The following is a 16057-nucleotide window of genomic DNA, read 5'->3' as shown; positions in this document are numbered from 1 at the left end:
GGCGGCAGGCGCGGCGCTTTCAGCGGGCGCCGCCGGCGTGCCGGCCGCAGCCGCACCTTGGCTGCCGCTGTTACCGTTGCCGCGGAAGTCCGTGACATACCAGCCGGAGCCCTTGAGCTGGAATCCAGCCGCGGTCACCTGCTTGGAGAAAGCGCTTTGACCGCATTCGGGGCAAACCGAAAGCGGCGCATCGGAAATCTTCTGCAAGACGTCTTTGGCATGGCCGCAGGCGCTGCACTTGTAAGCGTAAATGGGCATCTAGGGCTCCCAGGCGCGGGCCCGGCGTATCAAAAGCCGCTGTCGCCGGACGCGAGGTCCTGGGCCGGATCAGGTCCGAACGGAAGCGGCAGGCGGGCAAGGCCGGAAAAAATACGGGAAAGTCTTGAATTTTAGCGGTTTTTCGTGAACGCCCGGTGTCTGCCCCCGGCGGCCCGCCTGTGGCAGCGCCTCAAGGGCGCCGCCAGCGGTCTTTCCGGCCCTGCCGCCCTATACGGGAAGCAGGAACATGACGGCCGCCACCAGGGTCGGCGCCAGGGCCGACAGAAACAGCCGCCCCGACGAAATGCTGCCGTCCGGGAAATGGTTCTTCAGGATGGCGAACCCGGCCGGGTTGGGCGCGTTGGCGATCACCGTCAGGCCCCCGCCCGTGACCGCGCCGGCCACCAACATGTAACGCCAGGCCTCGTTGGTGCCTTCGACCAGCGAACCCAGGTAGGTCAGCGCGGCATTGTCGGTAATGGCGGTGAGCGCGGTGGCGCCCCAGAACAGCACAAAGGGCTCGAGCCCGCCCAGCAGGTCCTGCAGCCACCATTTCTGCAGGCCGCCCAGCACCACCAGGCCGGCCAGGAAGAAGCCCACCATCAGGCCTTCCTTGATCATCAGGCGGCTCTGGTAGCGCTTATAGGCTTCGGAAAAACCGATGAACATCATCAACAGGCCCAGGAAAATAGCCGGATGGTGCGCGCTGAGCACCACGGCAACCAGGAAGACCAGGTGCACCAGCATGACCAGCAGCGGCACCGGCCCGCGCGCGTCGCCGCCTTCCGGCGCGTCCACGCCGCCGCCCGTGCCCACCGAGCGCTCCAGCAGCGCCTTGCGGCAGATGAAGGTCAGGAGCGCCGCGTTCAGGCAGACGGCGACCGCCGCGCGCCAGCCGAAATGCTGCGCCATGAAGGCCGAGTCCCAGCCGAAGGTGGAGGCCACCATCAGCACCGGCGGTGCGGCATAGGAGGTCAGCACGCCGCCGATGGAGACGTTGACGAACAGCACGCCGAGAGTCAGGTACTTGAAGCCCGCGCGCCCGCTGCTGCGGAAGTAGGCGTCGCGCAGCAGGATGGCGGCCAGCGTCATCGCGGCCGGTTCGGTGATGAAGGAGCCGCCCAGCGGCACCAGCGACATCACGACGAAGAAGGTGGCGAGTTCGCGCGGCAGCGGCAGCACGCGCGCCACCAGCCGCACCAGCATGCCCACCAGTTCAAGGATCGGCCGGCTGGCCGCCACCACCATGATCACGAAGACGAACAGCGGCTCGGTGAAGTTGCGCGTGTCCATGTATTCGATGGCATGCGAGGGGCCGGCCAGCGCCGCCATTGCCACGATCAGCACAAAGGCCCAGACGCCGAACACGGCTTCGACTTCGGAGAACAGATGCCAGATGCCCGCATGCGGTCCGCCACGATGCGCGAGCCGCGCGAAGTAAGGAACCGAGAAGGTATGAAGGACCGCCACGGTGAACAGGAGAGTGGCGATGATCTCGATGGACGAAGGCATGGACAGAGCTTCCAGGAGGTGATTCAGGCGCAGCCGCAGGGCGGCATCGGCGACCGGACGAGCGCTGCAATATACCGCAGCGCTTGCGTCGGAGACCAAGGTTCGCGCTCATCGTCTGCTGTCGCCTCAGCCAATCTGCACTGCAAGTGCCCCGCGATGGTGGGCAGAATTCGCGCACCAAGCAATTGTGGATACCACCAGCTATTTTTTGGCAATGGCAGCCACTATAAGAGTCCATGCCAGCATGCAGACTTGCCGCAACCATCGTCAAGGAATGGTCATGAACAACCCTGTTGTTTCAGCAATTTTCCTGCTTGCCATCCTGTCGTTCCCTGGCACGGCATCAGCTTGGAAACTGCGTCTGACCCCCGTGGAAGACGCCTTTGCCCAGGATCTTTCGAAACAGAACCAATCGCAAATCCCCTTCCTCGATGGGGCGAGCCCCATACACCAGCAGTTGACTCTGGCCGTCTTCGATTGCACGCCCTTGGTAGATTGCAAGACGGGACTGGAACACGAAGACATCCATATGGCCGATGTGCAAACCGGCGTCCGTTGGAACGACTTCCCCACCGTTTGGTTGACGGACAACAGCACAAAGGGCTGCCTAGGCAAGGTATCCCCGCTGGATCGAGATAAGTCCCGGTGCTACCTCATGCACCTGGTCAGAGCGTCGCTCAAGAACGCGGAAAAGGACAAGGGCAAGAACTCCAAGATGTCCTGGGGCGGGCGCGGCCATTTTGGGGATCTGCAGTTTCTGCACGCCATGTCTCCGCGTAACGTGAGCGCGGGGAAGAATTACGAGAATCTCCTGATCTGGGCCCGCTTTGCCTACGAAATTTCGTTGGGGAACACATATGACACGAATGATTGGGTCACGGTGGTCCCCGGGATGTCGACGTTCTTTCGGCCCGGCACCCGGCGCATAGGCGACCTTATGGACTATCAATTCGGTGTAGCTTCCCGTGGCATCGCCTTGGGGCAATTGCTCCATATCGCGCAGGATTCATATGCTGCCTGCCACACCCTCCGCGGCCCCGATGGGAGAATCCGCAAGTTCTACCACTATGATGGCCAGGATCCGGTATTTCACGCCAAACATGACGACGACAAGGACGCGCTGGAAAAGGTGCTGGCCAGTCCCCGGAATCCGGTGACCTTCGGCAAGGCGCTCTTTGCGGCCCGGGCTCAACGATTGGAATGGGAGCAGGTCCTGCCCATCTTTGATGCCTACCTCAAACCAACTGACGATACCGTCGTTTCCGAGCGTGGAACGGGCTGCCATCAGCCGAACCCCGCGCCCGAAGCGTAGCCCCGTTCCAGCGGCCCGAGACCCAGCCAAGACACTGGCACCGATTAAACCCGAACAGGCCTCAGGCGATCGGCGCGGACGGTTCGCCGCCCTGCTGCGCCTCTTTCATTTCCATCAGCAGGCTGTGCAGCATCTCGGTGGACAGCCCGTGCAGCACCAGCCGGTAGCCCGCGCGCAAGGTCGACATCGGCACCAGCGGATGGTTGTTGTTGACCAGGATCAGGTGCTGCGGCGCGCCCAGCAGCTTGGCCGCGTAGATGCCAATGGTCTCATCCAGCTGCAGCGAATTGGCCGCGCGCCAGAAGTCGTTGTCGGTCAGCATCAGCTGATACAGCGGCGTGAACAGCTCGATCGCGCTTTGCAGGTCCAGGAAGTTCAGTTTTCCCTGCGGCATGTCTTCGAGCAGCAGGTCCGGATCGCGGATCATCGAGAAATCGACCCGTTCCGGCGCATGCATTTCCACGCCTGCATCGCGCAGCGCCTGGTTCAGGCGGATGACGAAGTTGAACAGGTTCAGGTCGTGCTTGACGAAGAGTTCGTCCTTCAGGTCATCGATATCGCGCGGTTCCAGCGGCGTGGTGGTAACGCGCACCGGCGAGTTGGCCGCGATGAAGGACAGGATCTGCGCGCCCAGGTGGAAATGGCGCAGGATCAGCCAGTTGGCCTCGGGCGACACGAAGCGCTTCAAGCCCCAGGCCAGTATGCGGTGCAGCAGCTTGGAATGCGACCAGCGCCGCGGCAGGACGGTCTTGACGACCTGGATCAGGATGATGAAGGCGCGCGCCAGCGGCCGCAAGAAGGGCAGCAGGTACTGGCGCGAGGCGCAGCTGGAATCCGTCAGCCAGGCCTTCTTCACCTTGTCCGGCAAGGGCGTGCTGCGGTCCAGGTAGAGCGCCAGCCAGGGGCTGGGATCGGCGGGATCGTGCGGCTTGGCAAGGAATTCGGGTTCTTTGCTCATGACGCGTCGCCTTCCATCACGTGGTGGAACTGCATCAGGTACAGCGCGGCCGTGCGGCGCGCCGTGTCGACGATACGCTGTTCGGCGCGGCCGTCCTCGTCGCAGTCCAGCGCCAGCTCCACCGCCGACAGCCAGCGCGCCAGGTGATGCTCGTCGTTGTGGCCGTGGTACTCCAGGAAGCGGAAGGCGTCGGGCGGCAGCGTCAGGCTGGCTTTGAGCAGCGGCAGCAGCGCCGGCACGATACGCTGGCCGGTGCCCTCGATGATGTAGATGGCGCCCAGCAGGCCGATGGGATCGCGCGTGGCGGCCAGGCCGTGCAGATAGGCGTTGAGCGCCTCGCCGCCGGGATTGCGGCGCAGGGCATCGATGCTGTCCACCGGGCCGCCCGCGTTGCGGTAGTCCTGGAACAGGATCTGGAAATCGTTCTGCTCTTCGCCGGCATGCATGTCGATCAACGCGGCCAGCGGCGCGTACTGCTCCGACAGCGAGGCCGCGCCTTCGCGCATCCACTTGCTGCCTTCGCGCACCTGCGGAATCCAGTTCTCCATCCAGTTCAGATAGTCGGCCGTCTGGAACTGGCGATTGCGCAGGCGCCGCACCACCGGCGTGCGCCACACGCGCGAGCGGTAGTCGTGCCAGATCGCAGCCAGCTCGGTCAGCAGCTGGCCCAGGCCTTGCGGCGCCATGTCCGGATCGTGCGGCGGCGCGATCGCGGCGGCGTCGTCGCTGTTCGCATCTTCCCGCGCGGCGGCTGCCATGGGCGCGCCCACGGCGATCTGCGGCGCGTGCACGGCCTCGGCTTCCAGCAGCATGTAGGCGGCCATGAAACGGCCCGATTCCGGGATGTAGCAGAAGATCTGCTCACCGGGCTTCACTTCGCGCGTTTCCAGGAACTCGGCCAGCATGATCAGGATGGAGGCCGCACCGGTGTTGCCGCGCCACGCCAGGTTGCTGAACCAGCGTTCGCGTGGGATCACCAGGCCGGCCTTCTCCATCAGGTCTTCCACCACCGGGATGAACTTCTCCGACGAGTAATGACACAGGAAGTGGTCCACCTGGTCCGGATCCACCCAGCCGTCGCGCACCAGCTTGGCGTATTCATGGATGCCGATGTCGAACAGGTGCGGCAGCAGGCGGATGTCCTGGCGCAAGGACAGCGCGCCGTCGGCCTCGGCCTCGTTCCACGACGGATAGTCCAGATGACCCTTGGCGCGATCGGCCGACAGCCCCAGCTGCATGCACACCGGATAGTCGCCCGAGAACGAACGCTGGTGCACCCACTTCAGGCGCAGGCGCACGCCTTGCGAAGCGCCCGGCAAGGGCCGTCCGCTGTTGCCCAACAACACCGCCCCTGCGCCGTCCGACAGCATCCAGCGCAGGAAATGCGCATCGAAGTCGGCGTCGTAGCCGCGCGCCGCGAAGCGCGAGCGCTTGAACAGCCGCGACGGCAGCTCGCTGGCCACGGCCAGGGCGCTGGCGTGTCCGCCCAGCTCCACGCCCTGCGCGGCCGTCTGGATCGCCGACACGCCCGCCGCGCAAATGCCGTGCACCGACAGGGTTTCCATCGGATGCGCGGCCAGCTCGCCCTGGATCATGTTGGAGAAACCCGGCATCAGCGCATCCCCGCCCGACGAGCCGCTGGCCAGCAGCGACACGGCCGACAGATCACTGTCATGGCGCCGCAGGCAATCGCGGATGGCGTTGGCCGCGAGCTGCGCGTTGGTGTACACCGTGGCGCCCTCGGGATCGATCGCGTAGTAGCGCTGCTTGATGCCGTTCTCCGCCAGGATGCGGCTCTTGATGCGGCTGGACATGCGGTTCAGCGGCGCGATGTAGCTGTCCATGGCATCGTTGGACACGGGCTCGCCCGGCATGAAATAGCCGGCGCTTTCCAGGTAGACACGATGAAACGCAATGGGCATGGGAGGCCTCTGGTGGATGTAGGGTGTGCGGCGCTAGCGGATGTGCTCGGGCGCCATGCATGAGCGGCTGCGAAAGCGCGGCATGAAGGCGCCCAGCAGGAACACGCGGAACATGTAGGGCGTGAGGCCCGGCTCGTTCAAGGCCGGGTTCACGCGGTGGCGGTATTGCTCGCGGTGCAGGCGCGTCAGTTCGGACCAGTGCGCCCGCGGATGCTCGTGGTGCGCGGTGTGCAGGCCGATGTTGAAGAGCAGCGGATTGACCAGTCCTTCGAAATTGCGCGCATAGTTCAGGCCCGCGACGGACCGGGGCCCGCCGTCGGCGTGCGCATGCTGCAGGTAGTTGGTGGCCAGCAGCCAGTGCAGCCCGTGCAGCTGCGGCACAATGACGAACACCAGCGCCTTCACGGGGTTGACCGCCAGCAGCCCGCCCCATAGACCCAGCCATACGCCGTACTGCGCCATGCAATAGCGCCAGGCGCCCGGCCAATGCCGGTACAAGCGGCCCAGCCACGCGAAGAACAAGGGATATAGCACCCAGCCCGCTTGCAGGGGATGAATCAGGTAGCCCCAAAGATGGTTGGTGTCGCCGCCGAAGCGGTAGGTGCGCGCCACGTCGCGTGCGCCGTGCTTGTAGCGATGGTGGTTGGCCACGTGCGCCGGATAGAACACGAAGGTCGGATGCCCCTGCAGCAGCGTGATCCAGAAATCGGTCGCGCGGTTGGCCCAGCGTCCCCGCCACATGCGGATGTGCGTATGGTTGTGGTGGATGACGCCCACGCCCAGGGTCAGGAACAGCATCAAGCCGTACAGCGGCCACCAGAAGCCGTGCACCCACTGCCACGCCGCCAGCGCGGGCAACGCGGCCAGGTAGGCCAGGCTTTGCCAGTCGCGCCGGCTGCGCAGCGACGGCAGCCGGCGCTGCCGCTTAAGCGCGCCCGCCAAGCGATTCTCGCTGCCGGAAAGCATTCAGCTGGGACTGCGCCGCCTCGGCCTTGAGGCGAGTGCGGAACAGGCGGTCCATGAAGGTGAACTGGAAACCGTAATTGCCGTTGTAGCAGGCGTGGTGCAAATGATGGCGGCGGCTGGCGGCGAACCAGTGCGCGTAGGACACGTTGGGAAAGAAGTCGTAGTTGGCGTGGCCGATGCAGTTGAAGAACAGGCTGAACAGCGGCACCGACGCCAGCGACCAGAAGCTGAAGTCATGCAGCACCATGGGCAGCATGATCACGTTGCCCAACATCAGCGCTTCGATGGGATGGAAGCTGTAGGTCGAGAACGGCGTGGTCACGACCGAGCGGTGATGCGGCAGGTGGAAGCGGCGCAGCAGCTTGGTATGCAGCAGGCGATGGTTGATCCAGAAATGCACGTCGTTCCAGGCCACCAGCACCAGGATCTCGACCGTGATCTTTTGCCAGCTGGCATCCGGATCCAGGTGCGCCCAGCCCAGCTGCAGCAGGCCCCACGGGAAAATCATGCCCGTGCCGAACAGCAGGATGGACAGGCTGGACTGCGCGAATTCGCGCCGCAGTTGGCCCGGCGCCAGCGGGCGCGGATCCAGCGCTCGCCCGATGCCCAGCGCGGGCAGGATGTGCTGCGTCAGCAGCCAGGTGGCCGCACCGAAGACCAGATAGATGCCGCTGAAGAACAGCAGGCCCGCCAGCATGACTTGCCAGGCGGACAAGGCTACAAAAGCTTGGGCCATGAACGTTTTGTTTCACCCGAAGAATGGCCGCATGATAAGCAATCCGTCAGCTTCCCGGTAGGACATTTATTACTAAATGAATCCGAACGCCACAAAGCTGGCGGACTGCTCACCAAGTTCGGGCTATTGGCAGGGATACTGCCGGTTCAGCCCCGCCACGGCGGCGTCCATGCGCGCCGCCAAAGCCATGCTGGCGGGCGGCATGGGCATGCGCAGTTCCTCGCTCAGCAGGCCCTGGCGCCCCAGCTGCGCCTTCAAGGGACCGGGATTGGGCTCGGCGAAGGTCAGCTGGATGACCGGGACCAGCGCGTGGAACAGCTTGCGGGCCAGGTCCAGCTGCTGGGCCTTCACTGCCTGGTGCATGGCCACGAACAGGTCGGGACGGATATGCGCCGCGGCCGCAATCATGCCTGCGCCCCCCAGGCTCATTACGGATAGCGCCTGCAGGTCCTCGCCCGCCAGCACGTGCATGTTGCCGTCGGCGATCAGGGCGATGGTCTTTTCCAGCGAGCCGCCGCAGTCCTTGATGGCGGCGATGTTGGGGTGCGCGGCCAGCGCCACCAGGGTCGCTGTATCCAATGTCGTGCCGGTGCGGTAGGGAATGTCGTAGAGCACCAGGGGGAAGCGCGAGGCATCGGCCAGGCAGCGGAAATAGGCGGCGGCGCCTTCCTGGCCGGGACGCACGTAGTACGGCGCGGGCGCCAGGATGCCGGCCAACGGACGCGTGCCGAAGGCGGCCAGCCGTTGCATCACATGGCCATGATGGTTGCCCGCCAGGCCCATGATGACGGGCAGCCTGCCCGCCTCGGTCAGCACGGCGTCCAGCACCGCCAGTTGCTCGGCGTCGTCCAGCGACGCGGCCTCGCCGGTGCTGCCGCACACGACCAGCCCGTCCACGCCCGCGGCGGCATAGTGGCGCACCAGGCGGCGCAAGGCCCCGCCATCCACGGCGCCGCCGGAAAACGGCGTGACCAGAGGCACCCAGACGCCCTGGATCGGAGATTGATGATGAGATTGCATGAGGACACTCCTTCGGTGTAAGCGGACCGTGGTTGGACCGTACAGAAGTGCTCGGGATGTCAGGGGATGCGCGGACGGCGCCAAGCGCCGCCAGGAGGCCGCTGTTCCGTCGCCCATCTGACGGAACAGCATGCTCCGGTCAGATGAGCGGCTGTTTTTTGGATTTCAGGCCGGCGCAAGCCAGCACCACGCCCAGGGCGCGGAACAGGAAAGCGGATTGGTTGGCCTGATGAATCATGTATGGATTGAATGCAGTGGTCTGCAAGCGCAGATGCGGAAATCTACCGGGAGCCCGCAACCGTGTCAACGGCATGCGGCGCGGTAGCGCCGCCGCGAGTCAGCCCAGGCTCGCGACGAACACCGCGCACAGCGCTTCCATGCCCTGGCGGTCGTCTTCGTCGAAACGGTCCGGCACCGGGCTGTCCACGTCCCACACGCCGATCAATTGGCCCTGATGGACCAGCGGCACCACGATCTCGGAACGCGAAGCCGCGTCGCAGGCGATGTGGCCGGGAAACGCATGCACGTCGGGCACCAGCTGCGTCTGGCGCTGGCTGGCGGCCGCCCCGCATACGCCGCGGTTCAGCGGAATGCGCACGCAAGCCGGCTTGCCCTGGAAGGGGCCCAGCACCAGTTCCGTGCCGTCAAAGAAATAGAAGCCCGCCCAGTTCAGGTCGGGCAGGGCCTGGTAGGCCAGCGCGCTCAGGTTGGCGGCGTTGGCGATGCGATCGGGCTCGCCTTCGAGCAGGGCGCGGGCCTGGGCAACCAGGCCGGCATAGAGGGCGGCCTTGGAGTCGGCGACGATGGGAGCGGCTTGGAACATGGGAAATGTAACTGTACAGGCGGTTATCGATGCAGGTGATTTTAGGGGTTCCCGGCGTTATGGGGGCCGGGCCGCCGCCGTGTGGGACAATAGTTTTTTGCCGAATGTTTTTCCGCCGGGCCGCCCTCAAGGGACCAACCGCCCGTATTTTCCTACCCTTCTTTTTCAAGAAGCACTCCATGGACAAGCCTCTCGAACCTGCGTTTTCCTTTTCGGAACGCGCCCAGCAACTCACCAGCTCCGCCATCCGCGAGATCCTCAAGGTCACCGAGCGCCCCGAAGTCATTTCGTTCGCTGGCGGCCTGCCGGCGCCCGGCGGCTTCCCGGTAGAGGTAGTTCGCGCGGCATTCGACAAGGTACTGTCCACCAACGGCCGCGCCGCCCTGCAGTACGGCCCCACCGAAGGCTTTGCGCCGCTGCGCCAATGGGTTGCCGATGACCTGAACAAGGCCGGCGCCAGCGTCGCCGCCGACCAGATCCTGATCGTGTCGGGTTCGCAGCAGGCGCTGGACCTGCTGGGCAAGGTGCTGATCGACAAGGACAGCAAGGTGCTGGTCGAAGACCCCAGCTACCTGGGCGCGCTGCAATCGTTCAGCCTGTACCAGCCCAACTTCGTGCCGGTGCCCACCGACGAAGGCGGCCTGATCCCGGAAGCCATCACCCCTGAACTGGCCGATGGCGCCCGCTTCCTGTACGCCCTGCCCAACTTCCAGAACCCCACCGGCCGCACGCTGAACCTGGAACGCCGCATCGCGTTGGTCAAGCGCGCCGCGGAGCTGAACCTGACCATTGTCGAGGACGATCCCTACGGCGAACTGCGCTACGCCGGCGAGCCGCAGCCTGGCCTGATCGCGCTGGCCGCCGAGTACGGCGCCAACGTCGTTCGCCTGGGCACGTTCTCCAAGGTGCTGGCCCCCGGCCTGCGCCTGGGCTACATCGCCGCCGCGCGCCCGCTGATCAACAAGCTGGTGCAGGCTAAGCAAGCCACCGACCTGCACACGCCCACGCTGACCCAGATGGCCGTGTACGAAATCGTCAAGGACGGCTTCCTGGAAGAGCACCTGCCCAACGTGCGCGAAATCTACCGCGCCCAGGGCAGCTGCATGCTGGAAGCCATCAAGCAGGAATTCCCGGACACCATCACCTGGACCAAGCCCGAAGGCGGCATGTTCATCTGGCTGACCTTGCCCGAGCACATCGACAGCACCAAGCTGCTGGAAAAGGCCATCGCGCAAAACGTGGCGTTCGTGCCCGGCGCGCCGTTCTACTGCGGCGCCAGCAAGACCAACACGCTGCGCCTGAGCTTCGCCACCGTGCCGGAAGACAAGATCCGCCGCGGCATCGCGATCCTGGGCAAGCTGCTGAAAGCCGAAGTGTAGGCTCCCCCCCGAAGCGCCTGCGGCGCTTCCCCCCCAGGGGGGCGCCGCTACGGACCGGCGGAGCCCGGATCCGTGCGGCCCCGCTTTCGCCACGACAGTGGAAATATGACGGGGGTGCCTCGAAGGGGCTGTGAAAGATGAACGGCGGCTGGGCAGGATGCCCGGCCGCCGTTGTTTTATGCTCTTGGTTTTCCCATTCCGTTTCGCCGTGACAGTGAGCGCCCCCCAACCATCCCCCGTTGACCTCAGCGACATCGTCTTCACCGACTGGGTCGAACGCTGGCTGCCCAAGTCCTGGCGGCCCTATGCCCGCCTGTGCCGCCTGGACCGCCCCATCGGCACCTGGCTGACCCTGCTGCCGGCCATCGCCGCGCTGGTCCAGGCTGCCGGCGGCCTGCCCGACCTGCGGCGGCTGATCGTGTTCTCGCTGGGCGCGCTGCTGATGCGCGGCATCGGCTGCACCGTCAACGACATGTGCGACCGCAATTTCGACAAGCATGTCGAGCGCACCCGCTTCCGTCCGCTGACCAGCGGCCAGCTCACGATGAAGAACGCGGTCTGGTTCCTGGTCGGGCAGTTGCTGGTCTGCGGGTCGCTGCTGTTCTTCCTGAATGAAATGAGCCGCTGGCTGGCCGTGGCCGTGCTGCCCTTCGTCTTCATCTACCCGCTGTGCAAGCGCGTCACGTACTGGCCGCAGGTGGTGCTGGGCATCTGCTTCAACTGGGGCATGCTGATGGCCTGGTCGGACACGCAGAACCACGTGCCGCTGGCCGCCATCGCCATGTGGGCGGGCGCGGTGCTGTGGCAGGTCGGCTACGACAGCATCTACGCCTACGTGGACGTGCGCGACGACCGCAGCCTGGGCCTGCATTCCACCGCCATGCGTTTCGGCGACCAGGGCAAGCTCTGGATCGGCGGCTTCTACCTGGCCACCATCGCGCTGTGGGCCTGGGGCGGCTATGCCATCGGGCTGTCATGGGCCTATCAGGTCGGCATGGTGGCGGTGGCGGTGCACCTGGCGTGGCAGCTGAAGGTCTTCGACATCCAGCGGCCCGACCGCAACTTCATGCTGTTCCGCGCCAACCTGTGGCTGGGCGCCCTGCTGGTCGCCGCCGCGCTGGCCGGCACGCTGATCCGCTGAGGGCTGCGTCGGCAGCGCCCTGATCGCGGCGCCGATGCCCCGTTGACGCCGCGCATTGCCGGCGGCGCCGACTGGGGCCATGATGTAGCCTCCGCAACGCCTTACGGAGACCACGCATGCCCTCACTGTTCAAATCCCTGGCCTTGTCGGCCGCCGCGGCCGCCGCATTCGTGGCGATTCCGGCCCAGGCCGCCAGCGATTGCTCGGCCCAGCGCGGCTGCACCGCCAAGTTCTGCGAAATCGAAAACGACATCGCTGCCGCCAAGGCACAGAACAATACCCGCCGCGAAGCCGGGTTGCGCAAAGCCTTGGCCGAGGCGAAGGCCCATTGCACCGACAGCCGCCTGCAATCGCAGCGCGAAGCCGATGTGCGCGACAAGCAGAACAAGGTCGCCGAACGCGAAAGCGAGCTCAAGCAGGCCCGCGCCAAGGGCAAGCAGGACAAGATCGACAAGGCCCAGCGCAAGCTGGACGAAGCCCAGGCGGAATACAACGCCGCGCTGGTCGAACTGAACCGCTGATCCTCCCCCTCCTGCCAGCCCCGGGATCAAGCCGGGGCTGCGCGCCCCATCTCCCCCCGCCGCCGCCTGACCTCCGCCCCTCCCGGGTGGACTACCTCCTATGGTGTCATCAAATGGAAATTCCACCATCCATGGTGCCATTTGGCGAAATGGAAATCTATTAGTCTTCTTTTTGGAAAGATGTTTTCAGAGAATCAGGGTTTATCCGGGGGTGTTTTGAGGCCAGAATGCATCTCATCGGGACACAGCAAGCGAACCCCAGGCAATCAGGCCAGCGGTTCGGCTCCCAAGCTCAAGACACTGGAGGTCTGCCATGAAAACCCTTGCTACCGCTTTGATGCTGTCGATGTCCGTTCTGGCTGCCGGCGCCCAAGCCGCCGAGGCTGATCAGGGCCCCACCCGCGCTCAAGTCCAAGCCGAACTGCAACAAGCCAAGGTCTCGGGCCAATACACCTTCGGCGAAGAAGGCTACCCCGCCGCCATCGCCCCGAAGTCGACCCTGACCTCGCAGCAAGTGCAAGCTGAACTGCAGCAAGCCAAGAACGCCGGCGAAGTGACCTTCGGCAATCTGGACTACCCGCCCGTCGCCGCCGCTGAACAAGCCACTTCGCTGACCCGTGCCCAGGTCCGCACCGAACTGGCCCAGGCCAAGTCGGAAGGCCTGGTCACCTTCGGCAACCTGGACTACCCGCCCCTGGGCAGCTGATCCCCCCCTGGCCTCCCCGGCCAGGCAGCGCCCCGAAGCCCTCCGGCCCCAAACCGGAGGGCTTCGTTTTTGACGTTTCGACAATAAATTAAGTCGAATTAACGTTACCTATGGCCGATTCGACTATTTAGCATCTACACATCGACAGCGCCCCCGCATAGGATGAGCTCACCCACTCCCCTTCCATGCAGGAGCCGCACCATGACCACCGCCTCTCCCCGGCTCGTCCTACTCCTGGGCGCCGGAAAAATCGGTTTCGCCATTGCCCTGATGCTGGAACGCAGCGGCGGCTACTCGGTGCTGGTTGCCGACCAGGATCCCGCGCGGCTGCGCATCGCGGCTGAACTGGGCTGCGAAACCCGCCAGATTTCCGACGACGACTCCGTGGCGCAATGCATCGAAGGCCGATACGCGGTCATCAACGCCTTGCCCTTTCACCGCGCCGCCGCAGTGGCCGGCCTGTGTGCCAAGGCAGGCGTGCACTACTTCGACCTGACGGAAGACGTGGCCAGCACGCACGCGATCCAGGCGCTGGCGGAAACCGCAAGCAGCGTGCTGATGCCCCAATGCGGCCTCGCCCCGGGCTTCATCGGCGTGGTCGGCAACGCATTGGCGCGCCGCTTCGACACCCTGCTGGACCTGCGCATGCGCGTGGGCGCCCTGCCGCGCTATCCCTCCAACAGCCTGCGCTACAACCTGACCTGGAGCACCGAGGGGCTGATCAACGAATACTGCAACCCTTGCGAGGCCATCGTCGACGGCCAGTTGACCAGCGTGCCCGCCCTGGAAGGCTACGAAACTTTCGCGCTGGATGGCGTGGAATACGAGGCCTTCAACACCTCGGGCGGATTGGGCACCCTGCCCGCCACCTTGCGCGGCCGCGCCCGCAACGTGGACTACAAATCGGTGCGCTACCCGGGCCACTGCAGCATCATGAAACTGCTGCTCAACGACCTGCGCCTGCGCGACCGCCGCGACCTGCTCAAGGAAATCTTCGAAGCCGCCATTCCCACGACCGAGCAGGACGTGATCGTGATCCAGGCCTCGGCGTCCGGCCGCCGGCATGGCCGCCTGGAGGAAGAGTCCTACCCCATCCGCATCTTCGGCGCGGAGGTCGACGGCCATCGCCTCAGCGCCATCCAGCTCTCCACCGCTGCGGGAATCTGCGCCGCGCTGGACTTGGTGGCGCAAGGCGCCTTGCCGCAACGCGGCTTCGTGGGCCAGGAATCGATAGACCTGGACGCTTTCATCAACAACCGTTTCGGGCGGGTCTACGCGGGCAAACCGCTGGCCTTGGCGGGCAGCGGCGCGATGGCCGACCGCTGACTCCGGCCGCGCGCCCCAGGCGTCCTATCCCGCAAAAGCTCACGGTGGGATGGGACGCTAGCTCCAGCCTTCCAGCCGCAGGGTCGCGCGCACCAGGCGTTGCTCTTCCTGCTCGATATCGGCCAGGCTCTGGCGCACGCTGTCCACGTGGTCCGCGGCAGCCTTGCGCGCCTGCTCCGGCTGGCGCGCCGTCACGGCGTTGAACAGCCGCGTGTGCTGCCGGTCGATCTGGCGCTTCTCGGGTTGGCGGTGGTACAGGTTGTTGACGCAGGCGAAGACCGACCCCAGCAGCAGATCCGTCAAGGATTGCAGCGTGTGCACCAGCACCGGATTGTGCGAAGCCTCGCAGATGGCCAGATGGAAGGCATGGTCCAGATGCGCATGCGTCGCCGTGTCGGTGGCGGTGCCCTGGGCCGCCACCATTTCGTCATAGCGGCGGCGGATCATGATGAAATCCGCCTCGGTGCCGCGTATGGCCGCCAGCCGGGCGGACTCGGCCTCCAGCAGCGAACGCACTTCAAGCAAGTCATAGAGCGTGCGCGGCTGCGAGTTGAACAGATGCATGAGCGGGCCGGCGTCCACCTTGGAGATGTGCGCCACATAGGAACCCTTGCCCTGCGCGGTATGGATGATCTCGCGCGCGCGCAACAGCTTGAGCCCTTCGCGCAAGGCCGTGCGCGACACGCCCAGCTTCTCGGTCAACCGCCGTTCGGAAGGCAGCGCCTGGCCGGCCTTCAGCACCCCGTCCAGGATCAGCCGCTCGATCCGTTCGGCGACCTCGTCCGCCACCTGACGGGGCTTTTCTTCTGTTTCCGCGTACATGCACTCTCCGTCGCCAGTGGTATGACCAAGCGGCCCTTCGATAGGAGCCATTGGATCACACCCCTGTAAGTCGCTGATATAAAACCATAAAAAATACGTATTTGCCTATATGGCAGCGCACAAACTGGTATGACCAGTGGGTTTTGATATGGACATTGAGAGAGACGCGAACGATGATGTCGGGACCAGATACGCCCGGCGCGCGGCGTCGGCCAGTCCCTTACCGCTAGAGAACCGCATGACTCAACGCATCCAGCACCACGGCCTGCAAGTGGCGGCCAATCTGAACCAATTCATCGAACAGGAAGCCCTGCCCGGCACCGGCCTGGATGCCGACGGCTTCTGGCAAGGCTTCGCGGCCCTGGTGGACGACCTGGCGCCCAAGAACCGCGCGCTGCTGGCCGAACGCGACCGCCTGCAGGCCGAGCTCGACGCCTGGCACCGCGCCCATCCCGGCCCCATCGCAGACCCGGCCGCTTACCGCAAATTCCTGGAAGGCATCGGCTACCTGCTGCCGCAGCCCGCCAGCGTGCGCGCCACCACCGAAAACGTCGACACCGAGATCTCGCAGCAGGCCGGCCCGCAGCTGGTCGTGCCGATGTCCAACTCGCGCTACGCGCTGAACGCCGCCAACGCGCGCTGGGGCTCGCTGTAC

At 65.2% G+C, this 16057-nt stretch carries 16 protein-coding genes and 1 pseudogene; 7 read left to right on the top strand and 10 right to left on the bottom strand.

The genetic code is table 11. The features are described 5' to 3' along the window. Together VIR09_RS29160 and VIR09_RS29155 are read right to left on the bottom strand one after the other, a co-directional pair. Nucleotides 1-258, bottom strand: a 258-nt coding sequence (locus VIR09_RS29160) for an FmdB family zinc ribbon protein (RefSeq protein WP_332016041.1), incomplete at its 3' end; no start/stop codon positions are given. Nucleotides 259-486: 228 nt separating this feature from the next. Beyond that, entirely contained in the window at nucleotides 487-1770 is a 1284-nt protein-coding gene (locus VIR09_RS29155; protein ID WP_332016040.1) for a putative Na+/H+ antiporter, read from the bottom strand. Between the two features lie 280 nt (nucleotides 1771-2050). Between VIR09_RS29155 and VIR09_RS29150 the strand changes: the two genes are divergently transcribed. Then, entirely contained in the window at nucleotides 2051-3082 is a 1032-nt protein-coding gene (locus tag VIR09_RS29150; protein ID WP_332016039.1) for a hypothetical protein, read from the top strand. 61 nt (nucleotides 3083-3143) lie between these two features. Here VIR09_RS29150 and VIR09_RS29145 read toward each other — a convergent pair whose 3' ends face one another. The 7 genes from VIR09_RS29145 to VIR09_RS29115 form a co-directional block, all read right to left on the bottom strand. Next, a complete protein-coding gene (locus tag VIR09_RS29145) occupies nucleotides 3144-4040 on the bottom strand; it encodes a DUF6999 family protein (RefSeq protein ID WP_332016038.1) in 897 nt (298 codons plus the stop codon). Next, on the bottom strand, nucleotides 4037-5962 hold the full coding sequence (locus tag VIR09_RS29140) for an iron-containing redox enzyme family protein (RefSeq protein WP_332016037.1): 1926 nt from the start codon (nucleotides 5960-5962) through the stop codon (nucleotides 4037-4039). The genes VIR09_RS29145 and VIR09_RS29140 overlap by 4 nt, the downstream gene beginning before the upstream one ends. A gap of 33 nt (nucleotides 5963-5995) precedes the next feature. Further along, a complete protein-coding gene (locus VIR09_RS29135; protein WP_332016036.1) occupies nucleotides 5996-6928 on the bottom strand; it encodes a fatty acid desaturase in 933 nt (310 codons plus the stop codon). Next, nucleotides 6888-7664 (bottom strand): sterol desaturase family protein, encoded by a 777-nt coding sequence (locus VIR09_RS29130; protein WP_332016035.1) that lies wholly within the window; start codon nucleotides 7662-7664, stop codon nucleotides 6888-6890. The genes VIR09_RS29135 and VIR09_RS29130 overlap by 41 nt, the downstream gene beginning before the upstream one ends. A gap of 123 nt (nucleotides 7665-7787) precedes the next feature. Beyond that, a complete protein-coding gene (gene dapA, locus VIR09_RS29125) occupies nucleotides 7788-8684 on the bottom strand; it encodes a 4-hydroxy-tetrahydrodipicolinate synthase (RefSeq protein ID WP_332016034.1) in 897 nt (298 codons plus the stop codon). A gap of 139 nt (nucleotides 8685-8823) precedes the next feature. Next, complete coding sequence (locus tag VIR09_RS29120; protein ID WP_332016033.1) at nucleotides 8824-8949, bottom strand: hypothetical protein; 126 nt, start codon at nucleotides 8947-8949, stop codon at nucleotides 8824-8826. 72 nt (nucleotides 8950-9021) lie between these two features. Then, a complete protein-coding gene (locus VIR09_RS29115) occupies nucleotides 9022-9507 on the bottom strand; it encodes a GAF domain-containing protein (protein ID WP_332016032.1) in 486 nt (161 codons plus the stop codon). Between the two features lie 179 nt (nucleotides 9508-9686). Here VIR09_RS29115 and VIR09_RS29110 point away from each other — a divergent pair, with 179 nt between their 5' ends. The 5 genes from VIR09_RS29110 (at nucleotide 9687) to VIR09_RS29090 (ending at nucleotide 14580) form a co-directional block, all read left to right on the top strand. Continuing rightward, nucleotides 9687-10886, top strand: a complete 1200-nt coding sequence (locus VIR09_RS29110) for a PLP-dependent aminotransferase family protein (protein ID WP_332016031.1) — start codon at nucleotides 9687-9689, stop codon at nucleotides 10884-10886. A gap of 214 nt (nucleotides 10887-11100) precedes the next feature. Then, a complete protein-coding gene (ubiA, locus tag VIR09_RS29105) occupies nucleotides 11101-12027 on the top strand; it encodes a 4-hydroxybenzoate octaprenyltransferase (protein WP_332016030.1) in 927 nt (308 codons plus the stop codon). A gap of 116 nt (nucleotides 12028-12143) precedes the next feature. After that, the gene (locus tag VIR09_RS29100; protein ID WP_332016029.1) at nucleotides 12144-12548 is read left to right on the top strand and encodes a DUF1090 domain-containing protein; all 405 of its coding nucleotides are present in this window, start codon (nucleotides 12144-12146) and stop codon (nucleotides 12546-12548) included. 313 nt (nucleotides 12549-12861) lie between these two features. Next, a complete protein-coding gene (locus tag VIR09_RS29095; protein ID WP_063641514.1) occupies nucleotides 12862-13254 on the top strand; it encodes a DUF4148 domain-containing protein in 393 nt (130 codons plus the stop codon). Between the two features lie 201 nt (nucleotides 13255-13455). After that, nucleotides 13456-14580, top strand: coding sequence for a saccharopine dehydrogenase family protein (locus tag VIR09_RS29090; RefSeq protein WP_332016028.1), 1125 nt, complete (start codon nucleotides 13456-13458; stop codon nucleotides 14578-14580). A gap of 57 nt (nucleotides 14581-14637) precedes the next feature. On the opposite strand, the gene glcC is transcribed toward VIR09_RS29090, so the two are convergent. Beyond that, nucleotides 14638-15402 carry a transcriptional regulator GlcC gene (gene glcC, locus VIR09_RS29085; protein ID WP_013396917.1) on the bottom strand — a complete coding sequence of 255 codons (765 nt, stop codon included), beginning with the start codon at nucleotides 15400-15402 and terminating at the stop codon, nucleotides 14638-14640. A 238-nt stretch (nucleotides 15403-15640) separates the two neighbouring features. On the opposite strand from glcC, the pseudogene VIR09_RS29080 reads away from it, so the two are divergent. Beyond that, nucleotides 15641-16057, top strand: a pseudogene (locus VIR09_RS29080) (malate synthase G); the annotation flags it as partial.

Source organism: Achromobacter sp. (genome assembly GCF_036567245.1).
Lineage (GTDB): Bacteria > Pseudomonadota > Gammaproteobacteria > Burkholderiales > Burkholderiaceae_B > Achromobacter.
This window is presented reverse-complemented; position numbering and strand designations above follow the sequence as displayed.

Bases quoted from the DNA above. Each gene is read 5' to 3' on its own strand.
- VIR09_RS29110 (WP_332016031.1), top strand. From the start codon at position 9,687: ATGGACAAGCCTCTCGAACCTGCGTTTTCCTTTTCGGAACGCGCCCAG.
- dapA (WP_332016034.1), bottom strand. From the start codon at position 8,684: ATGCAATCTCATCATCAATCTCCGATCCAGGGCGTCTGGGTGCCTCTG.
- VIR09_RS29150 (WP_332016039.1), top strand. From the start codon at position 2,051: ATGAACAACCCTGTTGTTTCAGCAATTTTCCTGCTTGCCATCCTGTCG.
- glcC (WP_013396917.1), bottom strand. From the start codon at position 15,402: ATGTACGCGGAAACAGAAGAAAAGCCCCGTCAGGTGGCGGACGAGGTC.
- VIR09_RS29095 (WP_063641514.1), top strand. From the start codon at position 12,862: ATGAAAACCCTTGCTACCGCTTTGATGCTGTCGATGTCCGTTCTGGCT.
- VIR09_RS29130 (WP_332016035.1), bottom strand. From the start codon at position 7,664: ATGGCCCAAGCTTTTGTAGCCTTGTCCGCCTGGCAAGTCATGCTGGCG.
- VIR09_RS29135 (WP_332016036.1), bottom strand. From the start codon at position 6,928: ATGCTTTCCGGCAGCGAGAATCGCTTGGCGGGCGCGCTTAAGCGGCAG.
- VIR09_RS29145 (WP_332016038.1), bottom strand. From the start codon at position 4,040: ATGAGCAAAGAACCCGAATTCCTTGCCAAGCCGCACGATCCCGCCGAT.
- VIR09_RS29100 (WP_332016029.1), top strand. From the start codon at position 12,144: ATGCCCTCACTGTTCAAATCCCTGGCCTTGTCGGCCGCCGCGGCCGCC.
- VIR09_RS29115 (WP_332016032.1), bottom strand. From the start codon at position 9,507: ATGTTCCAAGCCGCTCCCATCGTCGCCGACTCCAAGGCCGCCCTCTAT.
- VIR09_RS29155 (WP_332016040.1), bottom strand. From the start codon at position 1,770: ATGCCTTCGTCCATCGAGATCATCGCCACTCTCCTGTTCACCGTGGCG.
- VIR09_RS29090 (WP_332016028.1), top strand. From the start codon at position 13,456: ATGACCACCGCCTCTCCCCGGCTCGTCCTACTCCTGGGCGCCGGAAAA.
- VIR09_RS29140 (WP_332016037.1), bottom strand. From the start codon at position 5,962: ATGCCCATTGCGTTTCATCGTGTCTACCTGGAAAGCGCCGGCTATTTC.